The 22,837-nt window shown below is 71.3% G+C and carries 22 protein-coding genes; 17 read left to right on the top strand and 5 right to left on the bottom strand.

All coding sequences use genetic code 11. The features are described from left to right. The first annotated feature begins 118 nt into the window (after positions 1 to 118). The 6 genes from ACFWTE_RS20290 to ACFWTE_RS20265 all read left to right on the top strand — a co-directional run bounded on the left by ACFWTE_RS20290 (position 119) and on the right by ACFWTE_RS20265 (position 5,477). Positions 119 to 1,057, top strand: coding sequence for a DUF5996 family protein (locus tag ACFWTE_RS20290; RefSeq protein ID WP_378781166.1), 939 nt, complete (start codon positions 119 to 121; stop codon positions 1,055 to 1,057). Between the two features lie 145 nt (positions 1,058 to 1,202). Continuing rightward, entirely contained in the window at positions 1,203 to 1,490 is a 288-nt protein-coding gene (locus tag ACFWTE_RS20285) for a GNAT family N-acetyltransferase (protein WP_378781165.1), read from the top strand. Between the two features lie 271 nt (positions 1,491 to 1,761). After that, complete coding sequence (locus ACFWTE_RS20280; RefSeq protein ID WP_378781164.1) at positions 1,762 to 2,361, top strand: GNAT family N-acetyltransferase; 600 nt, start codon at positions 1,762 to 1,764, stop codon at positions 2,359 to 2,361. A 365-nt stretch (positions 2,362 to 2,726) separates the two neighbouring features. Next, positions 2,727 to 2,942, top strand: a complete 216-nt coding sequence (locus tag ACFWTE_RS20275) for a heavy-metal-associated domain-containing protein (RefSeq protein ID WP_378781163.1) — start codon at positions 2,727 to 2,729, stop codon at positions 2,940 to 2,942. 1 nt (position 2,943) lies between these two features. Further along, positions 2,944 to 3,183, top strand: a complete 240-nt coding sequence (locus ACFWTE_RS20270) for a hypothetical protein (protein ID WP_378781162.1) — start codon at positions 2,944 to 2,946, stop codon at positions 3,181 to 3,183. Next, positions 3,180 to 5,477, top strand: a complete 2,298-nt coding sequence (locus ACFWTE_RS20265; protein WP_378781160.1) for a heavy metal translocating P-type ATPase — start codon at positions 3,180 to 3,182, stop codon at positions 5,475 to 5,477. The genes ACFWTE_RS20270 and ACFWTE_RS20265 overlap by 4 nt, the downstream gene beginning before the upstream one ends. A gap of 191 nt (positions 5,478 to 5,668) precedes the next feature. Here ACFWTE_RS20265 and ACFWTE_RS20260 read toward each other — a convergent pair whose 3' ends face one another. After that, positions 5,669 to 6,688, bottom strand: coding sequence for an aldo/keto reductase (locus tag ACFWTE_RS20260; protein ID WP_378781159.1), 1,020 nt, complete (start codon positions 6,686 to 6,688; stop codon positions 5,669 to 5,671). Positions 6,689 to 6,789: 101 nt separating this feature from the next. Here ACFWTE_RS20260 and ACFWTE_RS20255 point away from each other — a divergent pair, with 101 nt between their 5' ends. The 4 genes from ACFWTE_RS20255 (at position 6,790) to ACFWTE_RS20240 (ending at position 12,382) form a co-directional block, all read left to right on the top strand. Beyond that, positions 6,790 to 7,641 carry a helix-turn-helix transcriptional regulator gene (locus ACFWTE_RS20255; RefSeq protein WP_378781158.1) on the top strand — a complete coding sequence of 284 codons (852 nt, stop codon included), beginning with the start codon at positions 6,790 to 6,792 and terminating at the stop codon, positions 7,639 to 7,641. Between the two features lie 419 nt (positions 7,642 to 8,060). After that, positions 8,061 to 9,353 (top strand): cytochrome P450, encoded by a 1,293-nt coding sequence (locus ACFWTE_RS20250; RefSeq protein WP_378781183.1) that lies wholly within the window; start codon positions 8,061 to 8,063, stop codon positions 9,351 to 9,353. Then, complete coding sequence (locus ACFWTE_RS20245; RefSeq protein ID WP_378781157.1) at positions 9,350 to 10,447, top strand: cytochrome P450; 1,098 nt, start codon at positions 9,350 to 9,352, stop codon at positions 10,445 to 10,447. The genes ACFWTE_RS20250 and ACFWTE_RS20245 overlap by 4 nt, the downstream gene beginning before the upstream one ends. Positions 10,448 to 10,696: 249 nt before the next feature. Next, positions 10,697 to 12,382, top strand: a complete 1,686-nt coding sequence (locus tag ACFWTE_RS20240; protein WP_378781155.1) for a serine/threonine-protein kinase — start codon at positions 10,697 to 10,699, stop codon at positions 12,380 to 12,382. A gap of 94 nt (positions 12,383 to 12,476) precedes the next feature. On the opposite strand, the gene ACFWTE_RS20235 is transcribed toward ACFWTE_RS20240, so the two are convergent. The 3 genes from ACFWTE_RS20235 to ACFWTE_RS20225 all read right to left on the bottom strand — a co-directional run bounded on the left by ACFWTE_RS20235 (position 12,477) and on the right by ACFWTE_RS20225 (position 15,482). After that, the gene (locus ACFWTE_RS20235; protein WP_378781154.1) at positions 12,477 to 13,406 is read right to left on the bottom strand and encodes a glutaminase; all 930 of its coding nucleotides are present in this window, start codon (positions 13,404 to 13,406) and stop codon (positions 12,477 to 12,479) included. A gap of 187 nt (positions 13,407 to 13,593) precedes the next feature. After that, positions 13,594 to 14,286, bottom strand: coding sequence for a response regulator (locus tag ACFWTE_RS20230; protein ID WP_378781153.1), 693 nt, complete (start codon positions 14,284 to 14,286; stop codon positions 13,594 to 13,596). After that, a complete protein-coding gene (locus ACFWTE_RS20225; protein ID WP_378781152.1) occupies positions 14,283 to 15,482 on the bottom strand; it encodes a sensor histidine kinase in 1,200 nt (399 codons plus the stop codon). The genes ACFWTE_RS20230 and ACFWTE_RS20225 overlap by 4 nt, the downstream gene beginning before the upstream one ends. A 255-nt stretch (positions 15,483 to 15,737) precedes the next feature. On the opposite strand from ACFWTE_RS20225, the gene ACFWTE_RS20220 reads away from it, so the two are divergent. The 4 genes from ACFWTE_RS20220 to ACFWTE_RS20205 all read left to right on the top strand — a co-directional run bounded on the left by ACFWTE_RS20220 (position 15,738) and on the right by ACFWTE_RS20205 (position 19,898). Further along, on the top strand, positions 15,738 to 16,553 hold the full coding sequence (locus tag ACFWTE_RS20220; RefSeq protein ID WP_378781151.1) for an NAD(P)H-binding protein: 816 nt from the start codon (positions 15,738 to 15,740) through the stop codon (positions 16,551 to 16,553). A gap of 86 nt (positions 16,554 to 16,639) precedes the next feature. Continuing rightward, positions 16,640 to 17,080: a hypothetical protein gene (locus ACFWTE_RS20215; protein WP_378781150.1), complete on the top strand. Its 441-nt coding sequence runs from the start codon at positions 16,640 to 16,642 to the stop codon at positions 17,078 to 17,080. Next, entirely contained in the window at positions 17,077 to 18,435 is a 1,359-nt protein-coding gene (locus ACFWTE_RS20210; protein ID WP_378781149.1) for a KGGVGR-motif variant AAA ATPase, read from the top strand. Before ACFWTE_RS20215 ends, ACFWTE_RS20210 begins: the two co-directional genes overlap by 4 nt. Positions 18,436 to 18,443: 8 nt before the next feature. Next, positions 18,444 to 19,898: a hypothetical protein gene (locus tag ACFWTE_RS20205; protein WP_378781148.1), complete on the top strand. Its 1,455-nt coding sequence runs from the start codon at positions 18,444 to 18,446 to the stop codon at positions 19,896 to 19,898. Between the two features lie 69 nt (positions 19,899 to 19,967). Here ACFWTE_RS20205 and ACFWTE_RS20200 read toward each other — a convergent pair whose 3' ends face one another. Then, positions 19,968 to 21,125, bottom strand: coding sequence for an acyl-CoA dehydrogenase family protein (locus ACFWTE_RS20200; protein WP_378781147.1), 1,158 nt, complete (start codon positions 21,123 to 21,125; stop codon positions 19,968 to 19,970). Positions 21,126 to 21,247: 122 nt separating this feature from the next. Here ACFWTE_RS20200 and ACFWTE_RS20195 point away from each other — a divergent pair, with 122 nt between their 5' ends. The 3 genes from ACFWTE_RS20195 to ACFWTE_RS20185 all read left to right on the top strand — a co-directional run. Beyond that, a complete protein-coding gene (locus ACFWTE_RS20195; protein ID WP_378781146.1) occupies positions 21,248 to 21,955 on the top strand; it encodes a TetR/AcrR family transcriptional regulator in 708 nt (235 codons plus the stop codon). A gap of 83 nt (positions 21,956 to 22,038) precedes the next feature. Then, complete coding sequence (locus tag ACFWTE_RS20190) at positions 22,039 to 22,509, top strand: hypothetical protein (RefSeq protein ID WP_378781145.1); 471 nt, start codon at positions 22,039 to 22,041, stop codon at positions 22,507 to 22,509. A gap of 161 nt (positions 22,510 to 22,670) precedes the next feature. Then, positions 22,671 to 22,837, top strand: a 167-nt coding sequence (locus ACFWTE_RS20185; protein ID WP_378781182.1) for a GTP-binding protein, incomplete at its 3' end; no start/stop codon positions are given.

The raw sequence follows: 22,837 nt of genomic DNA, 5'->3' as shown, positions 1-22,837 counted from the left end.
TGGATCGGTCCGCACACCGGGGCCGGTGAGCCCCGCACGGTCCGCCCCGCAGGATCCGGGCCCCGGGTCCGGGGCGGCCGTGTACTCCGACACGCGCCAGCAAGAGAAGGAGAGTCCCGTGGAGCTGTTCCCAGCCATCCCGCTCGAACCGTGGTACGACACCAAGCAGACCCTGCACCGCTTCGAACAGGTCGTCGGCAAGGTCCGCCTGCACCACAGCCCGCGCCGCAACCACTGGTGGAACGTGCCCTTCCACGTCACGGGCCGGGGGATCACCACCCGCCCGATGGGTCTCGTCGACGGGAACCCCGTCTTCACCATCGACTTCGACTTCGTCGGGCACCGGCTGGTCGCGTCGAACCTGGACGGGCAGACCGCCGACTTCCCGCTCCAGGGGCTCAGCGTCGCGTCGTTCTACCTCCAGCTCCAGTCCGCGCTGGACAGCCTGGGTGTGGACGGCAGCATCGCGCAGGCGACGCCGTTCGACCTGCCCGACACCGGCCGGCCGTTCACGGAGGACAGCGAGCACGCGACCTACGTGCCCGAGCACGCCACCCGGTACTGGCAGGTGCTCAGCCAGGTGGACCTGGTGCTGGAGGAGTTCGCCGCCGGTTTCTCCGGCAAGACCAGCCCGGTGCACCACTTCTGGCACACGTTCGACATCGCCGTCACCCGTTTCTCCCCGCACCCCGTCCCCCAGCCCCGGGAGGCGGGGCGGCTGGTGCGTGAGGCGTACTCGCGGGAGGTGGTGAGCTCAGGCTTCTGGTTCGGCGACGACACCGTCCCCGAACCCTGCTTCTACTCCTACACCGCACCCGAGCCGGACGGGCTCGCGGACCAGCCCCTGAACCCGCCGTCCGCGGAGTGGGTGAGCAGCGGCGGCGGCCACCTCGCGCTGCTGCGGTACGCCGACGCGCGCAAGTCGCCCGATCCGCGCGCCCTCGTCCTGGAGTTCCTGGAGAGCGCCTACCAGGCGGGCGCCCGGCTGGCCGGTTGGGACGTCGAGGCGCTGGCCTGCCCGCGCGGGGTCACGGACCCCTGTCTCGCCGGCCGCTGAGCCCGGTCCGCGCCCGGCCGCCCCGGTCCGAGGGCGGGGAGGGCACAGCCCGTGGTGTGCGTGGTGGTATGTGTGGGAACGTGGCCCTCGGGCCCACCCATCACGCGCACATGGCGTGCGCGGACGCAGGGAGCAGGGGAGTGTCATGGACCTGACGGTCGTCGACGTGCCGGAACGATCGCGTTACGAGATCAGCGCCGACGGAGAGGTGGTGGGGTTCTCCGCCTACCACCTGATCGACGAGGGCGTGTACGCCCTGCCCCACGTGGAGGTCGACCCGGCCTTCGGGGGCAAGGGGGTGGCCAGCACGCTCATGCGGGAGTCCCTGGACCACATCCGCGGGCGCGGCCTGAAGATCGTGCCGATCTGCCCGTTCGCGCGGGCGTACATCAAGAAGAACCAGGACTACGCGGACCTCGTCCACGAGGGCTGACGAGGGGCACGGGCCGCCCCGTGCCCACCGCCCTACCGCCTCGGCGTGCTCCGGGTGGTGAGGCGGTGTCGTTCCCGGGTGCGTGGGGGCGGTCGTCGCTTCTCGGAGCAAGGGGAGTTCCGCCCCCCGGCCACCCACATGAGGACTTTCTTCCACGAACGGTCGAAAACTGTTCGACCGAGGGCATCTGTGTTCTTTCGGTCACGGCGAATAATCGCTAGTGTGCTGGATCACAGTGGTGGAGGCCAGTGTGTCTCGTCGAGGGAGCCCGATGTCCATCGTCTCAATCGAGCCCGCCACCGCCGAGCGGTGGGATGACCTGGAGAATCTTTTCGGACCGACCGGAGCGTACGGGCACTGCTGGTGCACCTTCTTCCGCCGACGGGCCAAGGACCACACGGCGAGCACCTCCTGTGACCGGTCCACGCGCGGCGTGGACAACAAGGAGGAGTTGCGCCGCCTGACCCTGGACGGCCGGGTGCCCGGCCTTCTCGCCTACGACGAGGAGGGGCCGTGCGGCTGGGTGTCGGTGGCTCCGCGCGACGACTTCATCCGGCTGTCCCGCTCGCGCTCCCTGCGCCCGGCCGACCCGGACGAACCCGGGGTCTGGGCCCTGGTCTGCTTCTGGCTGCCGCCGCGCCGGCGCAGGCGGGGGCTGGGCAGCCGCTTGCTGGAGGGCGCCATCGAGTACGCCCGGGCCCATGGGGCGCGTGTCCTGGAGGCCTATCCGGTGGACACGGTGGGCGGTCGCGCCCCCAGCGCCGAGGTCTACACGGGGACGGTGGAGATGTTCCAGCGGGCCGGGTTCACGCTGAGCGGCCACCACCTGAGTGAGCGCGTGGTCGCCCGTCTGGAACTGAAGGCGGAGTAGGACCCCTCGTACCCCGGGTCCGGTTCGTTCGGAAACGGGGGGAGGGTATCCGGGCGTGTGTCCCGGAGGTCTGGGAGCGTCCGTCGCCTTCGAGGGCGACGGAGTCGAGGTCCTCGCGCGCAGCGCGGGGGCCTCGCGTCGTGCCGGTCGGGGTCGTGCCTCGTGAGAGTACCCCCCTGGGGTACTGTGGGTGCCGAGGGGTGCCCTTGATTCCGCGGTGCGGGCCCGGGGGCGGTGGGTGAGCGCCGCGCGGTGTCCCTCCGTGGCGGGGGTTTGACAAACTTATACCCCTGGGGGGTATATTGGGCCCTGGTGGAGCGGTCCATCACGGCGACCGGCACACCACACACGTCTCAGGAGGCGAAATGGCTGTCACCACCACTGCTGTTTACACGGTCGACGGCATGACCTGCGGGCACTGCGTCAACTCCGTCACCGAGGAGGTCGGCGGGGTCGGCGGGGTCACCGGCGTCAAGGTCGACCTCGATGACAAGAGGGTGACCGTCACCAGCGAGGGGCCGGTCGACGACGCGTCGATCCGCGCCGCCATCGACGAGGCCGGTTACGAGGTGCGTGACTGACATGGACGTGACCGCGAAACTCGGGCTCTACGCCCTGGGTCTCGTGGCCGTGTTCGCCGCGGCGTTCGGGGTCGGCGGCCAGGTCGGCCCCGTCCTGCCGCAGGAGGCCCCGGTGCACGCGCAGACCGGGGAGGGCACCTCCTCGGGCGGACAGGACCACGCGGAGGACACGGAACACGGGGACGGACCGAGCGACGCCACGGACGGCGAAGAGCGCCAGGAGACCCGGGAGGGCCCATGAGCGGCAGCAGAACCACGGCGGGGCCGAGCGGCACCGCGTCGGTCGAACTCGCCATCGGCGGCATGACCTGCGCCGCCTGCGCGAACCGGGTCGAGAAGCGGCTCAACAGGATCGAGGGCGTCACCGCCACCGTCAACTTCGCCACGGAGAAGGCCAGGGTGTCGTTCGGGGGAGCGCCCACACCCGTCGAGGAGCTGGTCGCGCAGGTGGAGAAGGCGGGTTACACCGCCACCGTCCCCCGGCCCGACCCCGAGCCCTCCGCCGCGGAGCCGGCCGACCCGACCACCGCCCTGCGGAACCGGGCCGTGGTCTCCCTCGTGCTCTCGGTACCCGTCATCGCCATGGCGATGGTCCCCGCCCTCCAGTTCACGTACTGGCAGTGGGCCTCCCTGGCGCTGGCCGGCCCTGTCATCGTCTGGGGCGCCCTGCCCTTCCACGTGGCCGCCTGGAAGAACCTGCGGCTCGGCACCGCCACCATGGACACGCTGGTCTCCCTCGGCGTCTCCGCCGCGTTCCTGTGGTCGCTGTACGCCCTCTTCCTCGGCACCGCCGGCACACCGGGCATGACCCACGCGTTCGAACTCACCATCGCGCGGACCGACGGCTCCGCCAACGTCTACCTGGAGGTCGCCGCCGGGGTCACGACCTTCATCCTCCTCGGCAAGTACGTCGAGGCGCGCTCCAAACGCCGCGCCGGAGCCGCCCTGCGCTCCCTGCTCGAACTCGGGGCCAAGGAGGTCACCGTCCTGCGCGGGGAGGGGCCCTCCGCCCGTGAGGAACTGGTGCCCGTGGCGGACCTCTCCGCCGGCGACCGGTTCCTGGTCCGCCCCGGAGAGAAGATCGCCACCGACGGCACGGTCGAGGAGGGCACCTCCGCCGTCGACATGAGCATGCTCACCGGTGAGTCCGTGCCGGTGGAGGTCTCCCCCGGCAGCGCCGTCGCCGGGGCGACCGTCAACGCCGGGGGCCGCCTCGTCGTGCGGGCCACCCGGGTCGGCTCCGACACCCAGCTCGCCCAGATGGCGCGCCTGGTGGAGGACGCCCAGAACGGCAAGGCGGCCGTCCAGCGCCTCGCCGACCGGGTCTCCGGGGTGTTCGTCCCGGTCGCCATCATGATCGCGACGGCCACGCTCGGATTCTGGCTCGGCACCGGCGAACCCGCCGCGGCCGCCTTCACCGCCGCCGTCGCGGTCCTGATCATCGCCTGCCCCTGCGCCCTGGGCCTGGCCACGCCCATGGCCCTGATGGTGGGCACCGGCCGGGGCGCCCAGCTCGGCATCCTCATCAAGGGCCCGGAGGTCCTGGAGAGCACCCGCCGCGTGGACACCGTCGTCCTGGACAAGACCGGCACCGTCACCACCGGGAAGATGGCTCTGACCGGGGTGGCCGTCGCCGACGGCGAGGACGAGGAGGAGGTCCTCCGCCTGGCCGGGGCGCTGGAGAACGCGTCCGAGCACCCCGTCGCCCGGGCGGTCGCCTCCGGGGCCCGCGTCCGGGTGGGCGCCCTGCCCGTGCCCGAGGACTTCGCCAACATCGAGGGCCTCGGCGTGCGGGGGGTCGTGGACGGCCACGCCGTCCTGGTCGGCCGGACCGCACTGCTGGAGGAGTGGTCGCAGGCGCTGCCCGCGGAGCTGTCCCGGGCACTGGAGGCGGCCAGGGCCGAGGGGCGCACCGCCGTCGCCGTCGGCTGGGACGGCCGCGCCCGGGGGGTGCTGGTGGTGGCCGACACCGTCAAGCCCACCAGTGCCGAAGCGGTCCGCCAGTTCCGCGACCTCGGTCTCACCCCGATCCTGCTGACCGGTGACAACGAGGCGGTGGCCCGCTCCGTGGCCGCGGAGGTCGGTATCGACGAGGTCTTCTCGGAGGTGATGCCCAAGGACAAGGTCGACGTCGTCACCCGCCTCCAGGCCGAGGGCCGCACCGTGGCGATGGTCGGCGACGGGGTCAACGACGCCGCCGCACTCGCCCAGGCCGACCTGGGGCTGTCCATGGGCACCGGCACCGACGTGGCGATCGAGGCCGGGGACCTGACCCTGGTGCGCGGGGACCTGCGGGCGGCGGCGGACGCGGTCCGCCTCTCCCGCCGCACGCTCGCCACCATCAAGGGCAACCTGTTCTGGGCGTTCGCCTACAACGCGGCGGCGCTGCCGCTGGCGGCCGCAGGACTGCTCAACCCGATGCTCGCCGGTGCGGCGATGGCCGTGTCCAGCGTGTTCGTGGTGACCAACAGCCAGCGCCTGCGCAGGTTCCGGCCGCTGTCGGACCACGTGGACGCCGCCCCGCCCGCCCGTTAGGCGCCGCTGTCCTCGGAACGGAGCGGGGTTCGCCCCGGCAGGCTCGGCGGCCGGGCCGGGTCGTCACGGGCCCACCGGTGCGGGGCGGCCCTGCCCGCCCCGCACCTCCAGGTCGTACGCGTCGGCGGCGGCCTGCGCGCGGGCAGGCGCCCGCGGGAGAACCGGCCGAGGGCGCCTGGTGGTGCTCCGGCTCAGTTGCCCACGCCGAGGCTCGCCATGAAGTGGGACGGGTAGCGGTCGCCGCGGGCCGCACCGCGGGGGACGGTCTTCTCGATCTCCGCGAGGTCCTCGGCGGTGAGGGCGGCGTCGAGCGACGGGAGCGCCTCGGCCAGGCGCTCGCGGGTGCGCGCGCCGATCAGCGGGACGATGTCCGGGCCCTGGGCCGCCACCCACGCGATGGCGAGCTGGGCGAGAGTCAGGCCCCTGGCCTCGGCGATCGGGCGCAGGGTCTCGACCAGGGCGAGGTTGTGCGCGACGTTGTCCTCGGAGAAGCGGGGCATCTGGGCGCGACGGTCTCCCGCGGCGCCGGGCGACCAGCGGCCGGACAGCAGACCGCGGCTGAGCACGCCGTAGGCGGTCATGCCGATGCCGAGTTCGCGCAGCGTCGGGAGTACCTCGTCCTCCACGGCGCGGGAGAACAGCGAGTACTCGATCTGGAGGTCGGCCACCGGCTGCACGGCGTGGGCCCGGCGGATCACGGAGGCATCGACCTCGGAGAGGCCGAGGTGGCGGACGTAGCCGGCCTCGATCAGCTCCTTGACCGCACCCACGGTCTCCTCGATCGGCACCGCCGGATCCATCCGCCCGGGGCGGTAGACGTCGACGTGGTCGGTGCCCAACCGGGTCAGCGTGTGGGCCAGGAAGTTCTTCACCGCTTCCGGGCGGGCGTCCTGTCCGGCCAAGCCGCCGCCGGGCGCGATCAACATGCCGAACTTGACGCTGAGCTGGTAGTCCTCGCGGTTCCGGCCGCGCAGGGCCTCGGCCAGCAACAGCTCGTTGTGGCCCGCGGCGTAGAAGTCCGCGGTGTCGATCAGCGTCACTCCTGCGTCCAGCGCGGCGTGCACGGTGGCGATGCTCTCCGCCCGGTCGGCCTGCCCGTAGGCGTGGGACATGGCCATGCCGCCCAGCCCCAGGGCGGAGACGGCCGGACCGGTGCGGCCGAGGGTACGGGTCTGCATGTCGATCTCCTTCGCGTCGTTCTCGCTTGTCACGGCTCCATACTGTGCTCCGGGCGCGCCGGGCGGAATCGGATCGTTCATCATGGGAGCGGCGCTCCCTGGATCCATGGGGCCGCGCGGCGCACCATGGAGTGATGCAACGCGCCCAGCTCGCCGAATTCCTGCGCCGCCGCCGTGCGGCGGTGCGTCCCACCGACGTCGGTATCGCGGAGGGGCCCCGCCGCCGCACCGCCGGACTGCGCCGTGAGGAGGTGGCCATACTCGCCGGGATGTCGGTCGACTACGTGGTCCGGCTGGAGCAGGGGCGCAGCAGCCAGCCCTCGGAGCAGCTGCTCAGCGCCCTGGCCAGGGCGCTGCGCCTGACCGACGACGAGTGCGACCACCTCTTCCACCTCGCCGGCCACCGGCCCCCGCCCGCCGAGGGTGTGGCACGGATGGCGCGGGCCGGGCTGGTGCGCCTCCTCGATCTGCTCGGCGGCACGCCCGCGCTGGTCGTCTCCGACCTCGGTGAGGCGCTCGCCCAGAACCGGGCGTCGATCCTGCTCTCCGGCGACCACACCGGTCTGTCGGGTGACCACCGCTACCCCGTCCACCGGTGGTTCGTCGAAGGGAAGCGCCTGGCTGTCGTGCCGCCGGAGGAGCGGGAGCGCCGGTCCCGCCGGCTGGTCGCCGACCTGCGCGCCACCGCGGCGCGCAGGTCCGGCAACCCGGAGGTGCGCGGGCTGGTGAACCGGCTGCTCGCCGCGAGCGCGGAATTCCGCGGGTTCTGGGAGGACTACGAGGTCGCGGTCCGCCGGGTCGACCGCAAGACCTTCCTCCATCCGCGGGTCGGACGCATGACGATGGACTGCGAGACGCTGATGACACCCGACCGGAACCAGCAGCTTCTCGTCCTCACCCCTGTTGACGCCGAGAGCCGGGAGCGGCTGGACCTTCTCCACGTGATCGGCACCGAGGAGTTCCCGGCCCAGGGCCGGAGGGGGTAGCGGCCGGCATCGGCCCCTGCGGCGCCGGCTTTCATCCGAGGAAGGAATTCCTCATCGGACGAAGACGCGTCACCCCTTCCGGCCGTACTCGGTTCACCCCCCGTGGGCGCGCGAGGAGACATCGACACCGGGAGTAATCCGGCGGCACAACAGCAGGCAGCCCCTGATTTCGGGGATTCGGAGGGTGACCCAGGTCTCGCTTCCTCTGGGGCGGGCCGCTAGGGTGTGCGCGGAGTGAACACCGGCCACGGCCCCCACACGCGTGGCCGGGAGCGACACCGCCGTACCCGGCAGCCCCGCCGAACACGAAGGACGGACCCCCAGCCCGTACCCGACCAACACCCCCCGAGGTCCCCGTGTCTTCTGGTTGTCCCCACGCAGCACTGCACCAGAGCGATCCGCACCCCGACCCCTACGCCGTGTACGCCAGGATGCGCGCCGAGCACGGACCCGTGGTCCCGGTCGAACTCGAACCGGGTGTGCACGGGTGGCTCGTGACGGACTACTCCACCCTCATCTCCTGGTCGCGGGACACCACCGCCTTCACCCATGACGCGCGGCTGTGGCGGGACTTCGCCGAGGGGCGGGTCCACCCGGACTCCCCCCTGCTGCCGATGATGGCCCCGCGCCCCAACGCCCTGTTCGTGGACGGGACCGAGCACCAGCGCTACCGGCGGGCGATCACCGACAGCCTCGGCGCCGTCAGCGCCGACCACCTCGGCCGGATCACCGCCAGGTACGCCGACCGGCTCATCGACGAGTTCTGCGAACGAGGCCACGCGGACGCCCTCAACGAGTACGCTCGGATGCTCCCGCTGCTGGTCATGAACGACCTCTTCGGGTTCGACCAGGACCAGGGCCTGCGCTTCGTCACCGCCATGCGCAACCTGTGGCTGGGCGTGGACGCCGAGAAGTCCAACGCCGAGGCCGAACGCGCCCTGTCCGAGGTGGTGTCCGACAAGCACCGGGCTCCCGGCGACGACGTCACCTCCAGGCTGATCCGGCACCGCGCCGGGCTCAGCGACGAGGAGGTGATCATGCAGCTCCTCCTCGTCGTCGCGGCAGCCAACGAGCCGACGTCGAACCTCATCAACGCGGCGGTCCGCGCGGTCCTCGCCGACCCCGCGGTCACCGGGGGCAACGCCGTGTCCCTCTCGGACGCCGCCCTCGGCGAGCTCGTCGACCGGGTCCTGTGGGAGGACCCCCCGATCACCAACTACCCGGCCATCTACCCCCGCGTCGACATACCCCTCGGCGGGGGCCGGGTCATCGAGGCCGGATCGCCGATCCTGCTCGGTTTCGCCGCCGCGAACCACTTCTTCCTGCAGGAGAACGCGGAGCAGATGGCGGAGACCTCCAACCGCGCCCACGTGGCCTGGGGGGCGGGCCCGCACCGCTGCCCCGCCCGGGACGAGGCCACCGCCATCGCGACCATCGCCACGCGCACCCTCCTCACCCGGCTCCCCGGCCTGCGCCTCGCGGTCCCGACGGAGGATCTGCGCTGGCACCTGACCGGGCTGTCCTGGATCCCCGTCGAACTCCCCGTCCTCTTCTCCCCGCAGCCCCCTATGACCCGTACGCCTGTGGAAGGAACCCCTTGGAGCCCGTCGCAATCGCCCCCGGAAACCTCCGCGCGCAAGCAGCCCACCTCAGGGAACTCGCCCCTGTCGTCCCTGTCGAACTTCCTGGTGAGGTTGCTGCGTGGGTCGTGACCACGCACGCCGCGGTCACCGAGGTCCTGGCCGACCCGCGGGTCCAGAAGGACAAGAGGCACTGGAGGGCGTTCAACGCGGGTGAGGTCCCGGCGGACTGGCCGCTGATCTCCTGGATCATCGCCGAGAACATGCTGACCAGCGACGGCGAGGACCACACCCGTCTGCGCAAGCTCGTCTCGAAGGCGTTCACCCCCCGCCGGATCGACCGCATGCGCGGAAGCGTCGTGGCGATCGTCGACTCCCTGCTGGACGAGGCCGAGGCCGCGGCCGGGCGCAGCACGGACGGCGTGGTCGACATCAGGGCCCTGGTGGCGCAACCGCTGCCGATGACGGTCATCAGCGACCTGTTCGGCCTGGCGGAGGAGACCCGCCCGGAGCTCCACGGCCTGGTCAGCTCGTTCTTCGACCAGAGCGTCACGCCGGAGGAGGCGATGACGGCGTTCATGCAGATGTGGGGCCTGCTCACCGAGCTGGTCGCCGCCAAGCGCGCCGAGCCCGCCGACGACCTGACCTCCGCCCTCATCGCCGCCCGCGACGAGGGCGACAAGCTCAGCGAGGACGAGCTGCTCTGGAGCCTGGTTCTCATCATCAGCGCGGGCTACGAGACCACGATGAACCTCATCACCAACGCGATCCGCGCCCTGGTGGACCACCGCGACCAGCTCGACGCGGTCGTGGAGGGCAAGGTCGAATGGTCCAGGGTGACCGAGGAGGTGCTGCGCTGGGACAGCCCGGGAGGGTTCGTACCCATGCGCTACACGACCGAGGACGTGGTGCTGGCAGGGGTGAGCGTTCCGGCGGGTGAGCCGCTGCTGCTGGGCTACGGGTCGGCGGGCCGGGACAGGGCGCGGTACGGCGAGACCGCCGACGAGTTCGACGTCACCCGTGAGGACGCCTCGCACCTGACGTTCTCGCACGGGCGGCACTTCTGCCTGGGCGCGAGCCTGGCCCGCCTGGAGGTCAACGAGCTGCTGCCCCGCCTGTTCGGGCGCTTTCCCCAGCTCGACGCGGCAGTGCGCTCCGAGGAGCTCTCCCCGCTGCCCTCGATCATCGTCTCCGGGGTCGAGACCCTGCCCGTGCGTCTCCATTGAACGGGTTCCGGGTGTGACACTCCCGGTGATTCGGTCCCGCCGGATGGACACCCCCGGGTGTCCCCGGCGGGATCCTCGCATTTCAGAGAGGTTCCACGGGGTCACCTCCGCGCACGGCAACAGACATGACACCCCCGTGAGAAGCGGCAGGAGTCGCCCCCAGCTCCTAGAATCGTGGCGTCCCCGGATCTCTCCCCCCACGTTCCGGACCCCTCCCACACCGCCCTCCCCCCACAGAGGAATCGCGCCTTGACGAACAGTTCGGAAGCCGACCCCGGCCGCCTCCTGGCCAACCGGTACCGCCTGGACGAGGTCATCGGAGCCGGCGGCATGGGACGCGTCTGGCGGGGTACCGACACCCTTCTCGACCGCCCGGTCGCGGTCAAGGAACTGACCACACCCCCCAACCTCCCGGCGCACGAGGTGGACGTGCTGCGCACCCGGATGCTGCGCGAGGCGCGCAGCGCCGCGCAGCTCAGCCATCCGTCCATCATCACCGTGTTCGACGTGGCCGAGGAGGACGGCCGCCCGTGGATCGTGATGGAACTCGTCCGGGGCCCGTCCCTGGGCGACCTCATCCGCTCCGACGGGGCCCTCCCCACGAAGAGGGTCGCCGACGTCGGCGGGCAGATGGCGGCCGGGCTGGCCGAAGCACACGCACGGGGCATCGTGCACCGCGACATCAAACCGGGCAACGTGCTCATCGCCGGGAACGACCGGGCCGTCCTGACCGACTTCGGTATCGCCCACCTCGACGGCTCCACCCACCTCACCAGCACCGGTCTGCTGATCGGGTCGCCGAGCTACCTGGCGCCGGAGATCGCGCACGGGCACGCGGCCACCCCGGCCTCCGACATGTGGGCCCTGGGCATCACCCTCTACCAGGCGGTCGAGGGCACGCTCCCGTTCGACCGGCCGACCCCCATGGCGACGCTGACCGCCATCGTCACCCAGGACCTGCCCGACGCGGTCAACGCCGGTCCGCTGCGCCCGGTCCTGGAGTCCCTGTGCGAGAAGCGGCCCGAGGACAGGCCGTCCGTGAGCGAGGTCCGCACCTGGCTCCGCGAGATCCGGGACGCCGCCGACACCCCCGCGGAGACGCCCGCCCCGACCCTGACCACGACGAGGTCCGAGGAGGAGCCCGTCGCGGTCGAGTCGGCAGCCCGCGCCGAGCCCCCCGCGCCCGCCCCCGAACCCTCCGCCGCCACCCGCCCCCCGCGTGAGCGCTCCGGCCGGCGGCGCGGTCCCCTGCTGCTGATCGCGCTCGTGACCGTCCTGCTGATCGCCGGTGCGACCACAGGCGTCCTGGTGAGCATGAACCGGTCCGGTGACTCCGGTGCCGGACTCGTCGGCGACACCGAGCAGGCCGGTGCCGAACCCTCCGAGGAGGAGGGGGGCGCCGCCGCGGAGGAGGAACCGGAACCCTCCTCCGACCCTCCCGCCGAGGCGGAGGACGAGGCGGAGACGGAGGAGGAGGACGAGGAGGAGGACCGGTGGGACCACCTCGTCCGCCACGAGGACGAGAACGGGTTCGCCGTGGACGTCCCGGAGGACTGGGACATCGAGCGGTCGGGGCTCCAGGTCTACTTCCGCAACCCCGACGGCGGTTACCTGCTCGTGGAGTACACGGACAACCCCAACCCCGACGCCGGTGACGACTGGCGCGCCGCCGAGCCCGGCGTGCGCGGCAACTTCCCGGGCTACGACCTCGCCGGTATCGAGGACGTCGATGCCGACTGGGCCGACGACTACGTCAGCGCGGCCGACTGGGAGTTCACCTACGACGGCAGCGGCGGCCGCATGCACGGCATCAACCGGGGCTTCCACACCGAGGACAGGGGCTACGCCCTGTTCCTGGTGGCCAGCAACGACCACCCGGACCTCAACCGGGAGATGCTCGACCACATGTCGGAGACCTTCGACCCGGACGCCTGACCCGGCGGGGTGTGCCCGTCGCCCCCACCCGGGCCCGCGTCCGGGCGGGTCCGGGCCGGTCGCCGCCGAGGCGTCACCGGCACCCTCGGCCGGGTCAGAACACCGAGCAGCCGGTGACGTCTGTGAAGGCCTCCAGGGCCAGCGCCGCCGTCACCGAGTTGCCCTTCTCGTCCAGCCCCGGCCCCCACGCCGCCACGGTGCAGACACCGGGAACGACCGCGAGGATGCCGCCGCCCACACCGCTCTTGCAGGGGAGCCCGACCCGGTAGGCGAACTCTCCCGCGGCGTCGTAGGTGCCGCAGGTGAGCATCACCGCCAGGATCCGGCGGGCGTCGGAGGGGCTGAGCAGTTCCGAACCGTCCGACCGCCTGCCCCGGCGGGCCAGGAACAGGCCGGCGCGGGCCAGCTCCTCGCAGCTGATGGTGATCGAGCACTGCCGGAAGTAGTGGTCCAGCACCTCCGGAACCGGATTCCTGATGGTGCCGAAGCTCGCCATGAGATAGGCCAGCGCACGGTTGCGGTCTCCGCTCCTGGTCTCGGACTCCGCGACCAGGTTGTCCGCGTGCAGACCGGGGTCACCGGTCTCCGCGCACAGCAGATCCTGCAGCGCGCCGGCCGAGTCCCCGGTGTCGGACAGGAGCTGGTCGGTGACGATGAGCGCCCCCGGGTTGATCATGGGGTTGCGCGGAACGCCGTTCTCGAACTCCAGCTGGTGGAGGGAGTTGAAGGCGTTGCCCGACGGTTCCCGGTGGACCCGCTTCCACACGTCGGAGCCCGAGTGGCCGTGCATCACCAGGGCCAGGGTGAACACCTTGGTGATGCTCTGCATGGAGAAGCGGGTGCGGGCGTGGTCGCCGACGCTGTACAGGTCGCCGTCCACGGTGGCCATCGCGAACCCGAACTCGTCCGGGTCCACGCCGGCCAGTTCGGGGATGTAGTCCGCGACCCTCCCCTCGCCGATGTGGGAACGCACCCGTTCCATGACGGCGTCGAGCACACCGGTGTGGTCATGGCTGTCCTCCATCAGGTCCTCCCTCCCCGGGGCGGCTCCCGTCAGGGAGCGCCCGGTACGGGCCCTACCCGTCATGGAGACGGGGACTCCCGCGCACCGGGAGGCAGTACGCGGGGGCGCGCCGGAGGCCGCGGGCCCTTCCCTCCGCAGGCCGCGGGCCCTTCCCTCCGCAGGCCGCGGGCCCTTCCCTCCGCAGGCCTCAGCCGTCGCCGCCGTCCAGGAGTTGCGCGTCGTGCACCAGGAGCGCCACCTGGACCCGGTTGTTCAGCCCCAGCTTGGTCAGGATGCTCGACACGTGCGTCTTGACCGTCGGCACGCTGAGGAAGAGGCGCGACGCGATGTCGGCGTTGGACCGGCCCCCGCCGACCGCCACCGCCACCTCCAGCTCGCGGCCGTTCAGCGCCGCCAGCCGCTCCCGTGCCCGGCCCGCCCGCGCTCCGTGGTCGCTGGAGCCCACCCGGTCGACCAGGCGGCGCGTCACGGCGGGGGAGAGTACCGACATGCCCCGGGACACCTGCCGCACCGACTCCACGATCTCCGTCGGAGGGGTGTCCTTGAGCAGGAACCCGGCCGCGCCCGCCCGCAGCGCGCGCAACACGTGCTCGTCGGCGTCGAAGGTCGTCAGCACCAGCACCTCGGGAGGGTCCTCCAGCGCGCGCAGCCGCTCCGTGGCGGTCAGGCCGTCCACCGTCGGCATGCGGATGTCCATCAGCACCACGTCGGGGGAGTACCGCGCGACCAGGTCGAGGACCGCCCCGCCGTCCTCGGCCTCGCCCAGCACCCGGATGTCGGGCGCGCCGCCCATCATCATCACCAGGCCGACCCGGACGAGCGCGTCGTCGTCGACGATCACGACCCCGATCTCCCTGGCACCCCGCTCTGTTCGACTCATACGGGCCACGGTAGCCAGGCGTACAGGCGCCAGCCACCACCGGCGGCCGGTCCGTGCTCCAGACGCCCCGACGCGAGGGAGACCCGCTCCGCCAGGCCGACCAGGCCCCGGCCCGAACCGCGGCCGGAGGACGGGTGGCGCGGCTCGGGGGAGGGGCCGTTGAGCACCTCCACCACGAGGCCCTCGCCGGGGGCACCCCTCACCCGGACACGGGTGTCCGCACCGGGGGAGTGCTTGCGCACGTTCGTCAGCCCCTCCTGGACGATCCGGTAGGCGGTCCGGCCCGCACGCTCCGGGACCGTCCCGGTGTGCTCCTGCGCGAACTCCACGCGGGCACCGACCTCGTCGGCCTCCTCCACCAGCTGCTGGAGGTCGGCCATGGTCGGCTGCGGGAGCTCCCCGACGGGCGCGCGCAGGACCCCGATCACCTCCCGCAGGTCCTGGAGGGCCTGGTGGGCGCTCTCACGGATCACCTTCGCCGACCGGGCGACCTCCTCGGAAGGGGCGTCGGGCCGGTACTCCAGGGCTCCGGCGTGCACGCTGAGCAGCGACAGCCGGTGCCCGAGCACGTCGTGGATCTCACGGGCCATCGCCTCCCTGACCTGGTGCTGGGCATGCTCGGCCCGCAGCTGCGCCTCGGTCTCCGCGTGCACGGCACGGTCGCGCAGCGACTCCACCAGCTCGCGCCGGTGGTGGACGGTCAGCCCCCAGCCGATGACGGCACCCTGGACGGCCACGCCCAGCAGCACGACGACCACGAGCGGCAGGTGCGGGTCCGGCCACAGGACCGCGTGCAGGTAGGCGGTGGCCGCGCTCACCCCGAACACGGCCAGGCTGGTGTGCGGCGAGCGGTGCACGGCCAGGGAGAACAGGGCGATGAGCATCGCGCCCGTGGCCAGCGGGAACACGGCGGAGGCCACCACCAGGGCGACGGCGAGCTGGACCGGCCACCGGCGGCGCCACCAGAGGGACAGGCAGGCCAGGAACGAGGCCAGGCGCCCCGCGCCCTCCAACCAGGTGGACGGCGGCCCCGGTGCCACCAGTTCCGTACCGAACCCGGCGCCGGGGGGAGCGGTTCCGGGCAGTTCGAGGGAGGTCATCACCGCGTAGGTGAGAGCGAGCAGGAACATGGACAGGTCCACGATCCAGTCACGCGCATTGCACCGCTGCGCACCGGTCACCGTGGAAGCGTTCATCGCTGTGAAGTCTACGTTCGGCTTCCCGCCACGGGCGGGCCCCCGGCGGTACGCCCTACCGATGGCGGCCAGGTCCATACTTTGGTCACCCGTTCGGGGCGTCGGGGCAGGTGGCCGGGCACCGCGGACGGTCGGTGGACGTGCGGACGGCGGGCCGCACGGACGCCCCCCGGTGTCCCGGGGCGATGCCCGAAATCGCGTCCCCGTGAGCGGTTCGTGTCCGGTGAGCCGTGCGCCGTCGGTACGGTGGTTCCAATGAGCACACTGGTCACCGGAGCCACCGGAATGGTGGGTCGCCGCGTCCTCACCGAGCTGACGCGGCGCGGACTGCCCGCGACGGGAGCGTCCCGCACCTCCCGGACGCGCCTGGACTGGACCGACACCTCCAACTGGGACGAGGTCCTCAAAGGCGTGAGCAGCGTCTTCGTGGTGACGCCGGTCGGCAGCGCCCTGGGCAGCCGGGTCGCCGGGTTCCTGGAGAAGGCGGCCGAGGCCGGGGTCGACAGGGCCGTGGTCATGTCGGCCATGGGCACGGAGCACGCACCCTCCGACTCGGACCAGCGCGCCGCCGAGCTGCGGGCCAAGGACCTGTTCGGGACGTGGACGGTCCTGCGGCCCAACTGGCTGTTCCAGGACTTCACGGAGGGCACGTTCGCGAGCCTGGCCCGGTCCCGCAACGGCCGCCTCGAACTCCCCGTCAAGCGCCGGACCGAGGTGAGCTTCGTCGACGCCCGCGACGTCGCCGACACCGCCGTCGCCGCACTGCTGGGCGATGGCCACGAGCGCCGTGAGTACACGCTGACCGGCCCGCAGGCCCTCACCTTCCGGGAGGTGGTCAAGCGGACCAAGGGCACGGAGAGCCCCGTGTGGCGGTTCAAGTCCGTGGACGAGGCGGGCTTCTACTTCCGCGCCACCAACCGGGGCTGGGGCGACAGGTACATCGACACCCTCAACGAGCGCTTCGCCGCCGCCGTCGCCGGCCGGGCCGCGGAGGTCACCGAGGGCGTGCGGTCGGCCCTCAAGCGCGACCCCATCCCGCTGGCCCGCTTCATGCGGGAGTCCGTGCTCTGAGCCGGTGCGGGCGGGCCCGGTTTCCCGCGTACAGGAGTCTCGTGGGAAACGGTCCGCAGGGAGGGGGCCATCGATAGGATTTCGGCGTGTCCGGGACAGATCATGCACGGGAGTTCGCGGGGGCCTCACGACGTCATTTCGACGATGCGGAGCTTCTTCGGGCCAACAACCGACTACCCAACGCCGACTACCACTACGGCTTCTCGGTGGAGTGTGCTCTCAAGAGTCTCCTGCTCAGATACCTCGGAGCGACGATGGACCACAAGGACAAACCCATCCTCGGTTCGAAAAGCCTGAGCCATCTGCCCGGTGTGTGGGATCGCGCGGCCCTGCATGCCCAGGGCCGTTCCGCGACCAGACTCGTCTCGGCCATGGGTGTGGCCAATCCCTTCACCGGATACAGCGTGGCGCATCGCTACCGTGGAAATCCTCTGGTGGACGCGGATGTCCTCGCGGAGCGCAGGCAAGCAGCTCGTGGGATGCTCTCACTCCACCAACAGGCTCTCGTGGTCGGAGGACTGCGGTGAATCACGACACCGTCCGTTTCGACGAGGCCGCGCCGCGTGCTCGTGCGACGGCCCGGGCGATCGCTGGAACCGGCATCACGGTCCTGGTGGTACGCGACTTCGTGGGCCGGTTCACCCTGATCCTCGACGACCGCGACACGACGCGGGGCCTCGAACAGGTGGAGGGCTGGCGGGAGCGGCTCCGGCAGGATCTCGGCAACTACGCCTCCGAGGACCCGCTGCTTCTGGGATCGGAGCTCTTCGCACCGGAGTCCCTTCTGGAGTCTCCACGCAGGGTTCTCGCGTCGGCATCTCCTGAAGGCGCGGGGAACGTCTACCTTCTGGACAACACGGTCGTGGGTGAGGAGTGGTCCAAGGTCATCCCTCTCCCGCCCGAGCCGGGGCCGGACAGAACATCAACGGCCCGCACGACCCTGTACGGCTTCAAGGGTGGGGTGGGGCGGTCGACCGCGACCTATCTCCTCGGCAGACACCTCGCGGGTCAGGGCCGGTGCGTGCTCATCGTGGACCTGGATCTCGAATCCCCGGGGGCCGGCCCGTTGCTGTTGGACGAAGACCACGTCCCTGCCTACGGGGTGGTCGACTACCTCGTGGAGGCTGCGGTAGGCAACGCGGATGACCTGGACCTGGTCGTGCGGGCGTCTCATTTGTCCGTGGAGGGCAACGGCGAGCTCTGGGTGGCTCCCGCGCGCGGTGGTGGGTTCAGAGGTCCCCACGACGCCCCTTACTCCTATGTGGACAAACTCAACCGGGTCTACGCGGATGTTCCCAGAGCGGGGGAGGGCCCCCTGGGGTTCGCGGACCGTCTCGAAGAGGCGGTGGCCGCCTGCGAAAAGCGGGTCGCCGACCTGAGTAGGCGTCCGGACGCCGTCCTGCTCGACAGCCGTGCGGGGATCCACGACATCGCCGCAGTGGCGATCTCCAGGCTCTGTGACCTGGCCCTGCTGTTCGGCTCCGACAACGGACAGACGTGGCGAGGCTACGAGGACCTGTTCCAGGAATGGCAGGAGTCAGGACAAGCCGAGAACGTCCGGGAGAAGCTCAGGGTCGTCGCCTCCATGGTCCCGGCCAACCGCAGCGGAGAGTATCTGGCATCCTTCAGGGACCACGCCATGCAGGCCTTTTCCCTGATCTACGACGATGTGCCCGCCAGGGACGAGGGCGAGGCGTTCAATCCGGACTTGGAGGACGAGTCCGCTCCCCACGCCCCGATCCCCATCCTTTTCACCGCCGACCTGGTCGGGCTCGACAGCGGGCGCAGCCCCGACTGGTGCGAACAGCCCTTCGTCCACGCGGCCTACGAGGAGTTCCTGAGCGTCGCGGGCCGACTCGTCATGAACGAGGACACCCCATGAGCCAAAGAATGAGCCCGGTCGACGTACGCGCGCTGTTGGACGAGGCGTTGCCCGGCGCGACGGATGCTGACACGGAGGTTCCGAGCCCGCACACCCTCTTCACCCCGACCAGTCACCGCCTGGCACTGGACCCCGAGGTGACCGTGGTCCGGGGCGGGCGCGGCGTCGGCAAGACGTTCTGGTTCCGCTCGTTGCTCAGACGCAAGCTCCGTCTGATCGCGGCCGAGGAGTACCAGATCGGTCGTCTGACCAGGGTGTCCGCTACTGCCGGATTCGGGGCGGATCTGGAACCAGGGCTCTATCCGAGCTCTTCCTCAATGCACAAGCTCCTGGAATCGGGTAGCCGTCCGGCCGACCTGTGGAACAGCGTGCTTCTGGTCGCCCTTGGTGTGTCCGAGCTTCGCGAGCTCCCGAAGTGGGAGGAGCGCGTGCGATGGACGCGCGACAACCCGGACGCCCGTGACGCCGCGGTCGCTCGGGCGGATCGGGAGGCCGGGGCTGCCGGGGTGACCCGCCTGGTGCTCTTCGACGCCTTGGAACATCTGCACAGGGAGCGCGCGCAGGCCGACCGGCTCGTGAGCGGCCTGTTGAGGCTAGCTCTCGAAATGCGTCTGAGCACGAGGAACCTGCGCTTCAAGGTGTTCATTCGCCCGGACATGTTCGAGAGCGGTGGGAGACAGTTTCCCGACGCCTCGAAGCTCAGCGCCAACGCGGCCGATCTGACCTGGTCGACGACCAACCTCTACGGCCTGTTCTTTCACCACCTCGGGAACCGGGGATCGGCGGAGCGGTCAGCCGAGTTCCGGGCCCAGCGTGAAGGATGGCGCAACGAGACGGTCGACCGTCACCTGCCCCCGGCCGGGCTCCTCGTGGACCCCGGGGTCCAGAAGGAGGAGTTCACCAAGATCGCCGGTCCCTACATGGGGGCGAACTTCCGCAAGGGTCACACGTATACCTGGCTTCCGAACCACTTGATGGACGGTACCGAACAGGTAAGCCCTCGGAGTTTCCTCAGCGCGCTGCGCACTGCCGTGAACGTGACCCTGGGCGACTACACGAACCACGATCACGCCGTGCATTTCGAGGGCATCCGACGGGGAGTACAAGACGCTTCGGGGACACGGGTCCTGGAAATCGGCGAGGACCTCCCCTGGGTGAAAACAGCGATCGCACCGCTGAGAGGTGAGCAGGTTCCGATCGAACAGTCCGAGGTCATCAGGCGATGGGAGACCGGGGAGCTGTCGCAGAAACTGGAACGAGAGGCCCGGCGCGGTGGTATCGATGACGAGCAGGTCCGCACGGGTCCGCGCAACCCCGACGCCTATCCGGAACTGATCGGCGAGCTCATCGAACTCGGTGTCATGCGCAGGCGCAAGGACGGGCGGCTCGACCTGCCGGACGTGTATCGGATCGCCTTCTCCATCGGCCGCAAGGGCGGTGTGCCGAAGGTCAAGGCTCCTTGACGGGGGTGCCCTCCGCCCTCGGACGGAGGCGCCCGCCCCACGGGGGCGGGCGCTCGCTCGTGGGACCGCCTACTTCTTGAGGAGCTGGCGGGCCATCACCATGCGCTGGATCTGGTTGGTGCCCTCGTAGATCTGGGTGATCTTCGCGTCGCGCATCATGCGCTCCAGCGGGAAGTCCTTGACGTAGCCCGCGCCACCGAGCAGCTGCACCGCGTCGGTCGTGATCTCCATGGCGGCGTCGGAGGCGTAGCACTTGGCGGCGGCGCCGTAGAAGGCCAGGTCGTCGTCGCCCCGTTCGGACTTGGCGGCGGCCACGTAGACCATCTGCCTCGCGGTCTCCAGCTTCATCGCCATGTCGGCGAGCATGAACTGGATCCCCTGGAAGTCGGAGACGGCCTTGCCGAACTGCTTGCGCTCCTTGACGTAGGCCACGGCGTGGTCCAGGGCGCCCTGGGCGATACCGACGGCCTGCGCGCCGATGGTGACGCGGGTGTGGTCGAGGGTGCGCAGGGCGATCTTGAGACCCTCGCCGGGGGCGCCGACGATGCGGTCGCCGGGGATCCGCACGTTGTCGAAGAACAGCTCACGGGTGGGGGAGCCCTTGATGCCGAGCTTGCGCTCGGGCTCGCCCAGGGTGAAGCCCTCGTCGTCGGCGTGGAGGACGAACGCGGAGATGTTGCGCCCGCGCGGGCCCTCGGGGTCGGTCACGGCGAGGACCGTGTAGTACTCGCTGACGCCGGCGTTGGTGATCCAGGACTTCTGGCCGTTGAGGACCCAGTCGTCGCCGTCGGCCACGGCCTGGCTGCGCATGCTCGCGGTGTCGGAGCCGGCCTCGCGCTCGGACAGGCCGTAGGAGAACATCGCCCTGCCGCTCGCGACCTCGGGCAGGTAGCGCTGCTTGACCTCGTCGGAGGCGCCCAGGATCAGGGGCATGGTGCCGAGTTTGTTGACGGCGGGGATCAGGGAGGAGGAGGCACAGACGCGGGCGACCTCCTCGATGACGATGCAGGTGGCCAGGGCGTCGGCGCCGACGCCGTCGTACTGCTCGGCGATGTGCGGCGCGTGGAAGTCCGTGGCGACCAGGGCCTTGAGGGCGTCCTGCGGGAAGGCGCTCTTCTCGTCGACCTCGGCCGCGTGGGGCGCGATCTTGTCCTCGGAGACGGAGCGCACGGCCGCGCGCAGCTCCTCGTGCTCCTCGGTGGTCTTGAACAGGTCGAAGTCGCTCATCCGATTCCCTTTCTCGGCACCGCGTGCCTTTCTGTGGCATCCAGTGCCAGAATAGGGGGTGGGGCGGGCGAAGTACACAGTCGGATAGCTTCTGGACAGTTTCTGGACGTGAAGGGGTCGCCATGGCGGGGGAGCGGACGGGTGGGCGCGTGGCCACCCGTGAGGTCGTGCTGGCCTCCGTGCGGTTGTTCACCGAGGACGGGTTCGACGCCACCACGATGGAGGGGATCGCCGCCGCCACCGGGGTGAGCCGCCGGAGCCTGTTCCGCCGTTTCGGGTCGAAGGAGGACATCCTCTTCGCGGAGCACGACGAGTTGTTCTCCACGGTGGTCCGCTTCCTGGAGGCCTCCCCCGACGACCCGCTGAGCTCGGTGTTCGCCGCCGCGCGCCTGGTGCTCCAGGGGTACCTGGGGGACCCGGAGATCACCGTGCCGCGCTACCGGCTGATGCGTGCGCACCCCCGCCTGCGAGATCGCGAGGTCGCGATGACCGCCCGCTACCAGGCCGCGTTCAGCCGTTACCTGGCCGACCGGCAGGGGGGCGGGGAGGACCGGTCCCTGGCCGCCGGGGTGGCCGCCGCGTCGCTCATCTCGGCGCACAACCACGTCCTGCGCGGGTGGCTGCGCAGCCCGGAGCAGGACCGGCGTGAGGTGTGGGCGAGCTTCGACGCCGCGATGGAGTTCGTCCGCCGGGCCGCAGAACCGGTCCTGCGTCCCGCGGACCGGCCGGTCCGGGACCGTGTGCTGGTCGCCGTCTACCCCGGTGACCTGGGCCGGGAGGAGCTGATCCGCCGCGTCACCTCCGCCGTCGAGGCGGCGGAGGGCGCCTGACCCCCGCTGACCGGACGCGCTGCCACCGCCCTCCGGGACCTTGTCCCTGGACCCCGGCGGGCGCCTGGGGGACACTGGCGGGCATGGTGCGGTACTTCAGGATCCACGCGGACTACGTCGGACGCCTCGGAGTCGGGGTCGGCGTCTTCGTCGCGGTCGACCACCTGCGCCGCGCCGGGCGGCTGTCGGAGGCTGAGGAGGCGCTCTACTTCGACATCGACGACTGGTTCCGGGAGTCCCTGGCCCTCCCGCCGTTCTACGCGGACGGCAACACGGTGGGCGCCGTGACCTGGTTCAAACCGGAGGGATCCGCGCACTTCACCGGGCGTCTGGACGCCCTCCGGGGCCTGCTCACCGCGCACGGCGTGTCCCACCGCAGGACCGTGTCCGAGGACCCGGGACGGATCGTCTACGAGGACGACCACCAGGTCGGGGCCGTTCCCCGCGTCCGCAGGCCGCCCACGCCCCTCCCCGCCGGGACGGTCCTCGGTCCCACCACCGCCGGCTCCAAACGCCACCTGGGCGGGCGCGCGGCCGGGAGACCCGAGGGCTGAGCCCGGGAACCGGGGTGCCGGGTGCGGGTGCCGGGGGCGCGGGCGGGGGTGTACGGGCCCGGGGCGGTCCCTGTCGCCCCCGCGCCCCGGCGAGCGTAGGCTGGACAGGGCCCCATCGGGCCGGTCGGACGACAGCACACGAGGCGGGGCGGACAGCGGGAATGAGCGTGGACACGGCGGGCGTGACCAAGCAGGAGTCAGAGGTCGCCCACGAGGCGGGGCGCCGGAGGACCTTCGCGGTCATCTCGCACCCCGACGCCGGTAAGTCGACGCTCACCGAGGCCCTGGCACTGCACGCGGCGGCGATCTCCTCCGCCGGGGCCGTCCA

This window comes from Nocardiopsis sp. NPDC058631 (assembly GCF_042716955.1).
GTDB lineage: Bacteria > Actinomycetota > Actinomycetes > Streptosporangiales > Streptosporangiaceae > Nocardiopsis.
The sequence above is the reverse complement of the archived record's forward strand: the minus strand, read 5'-3'. Positions and strand labels throughout refer to the sequence as shown.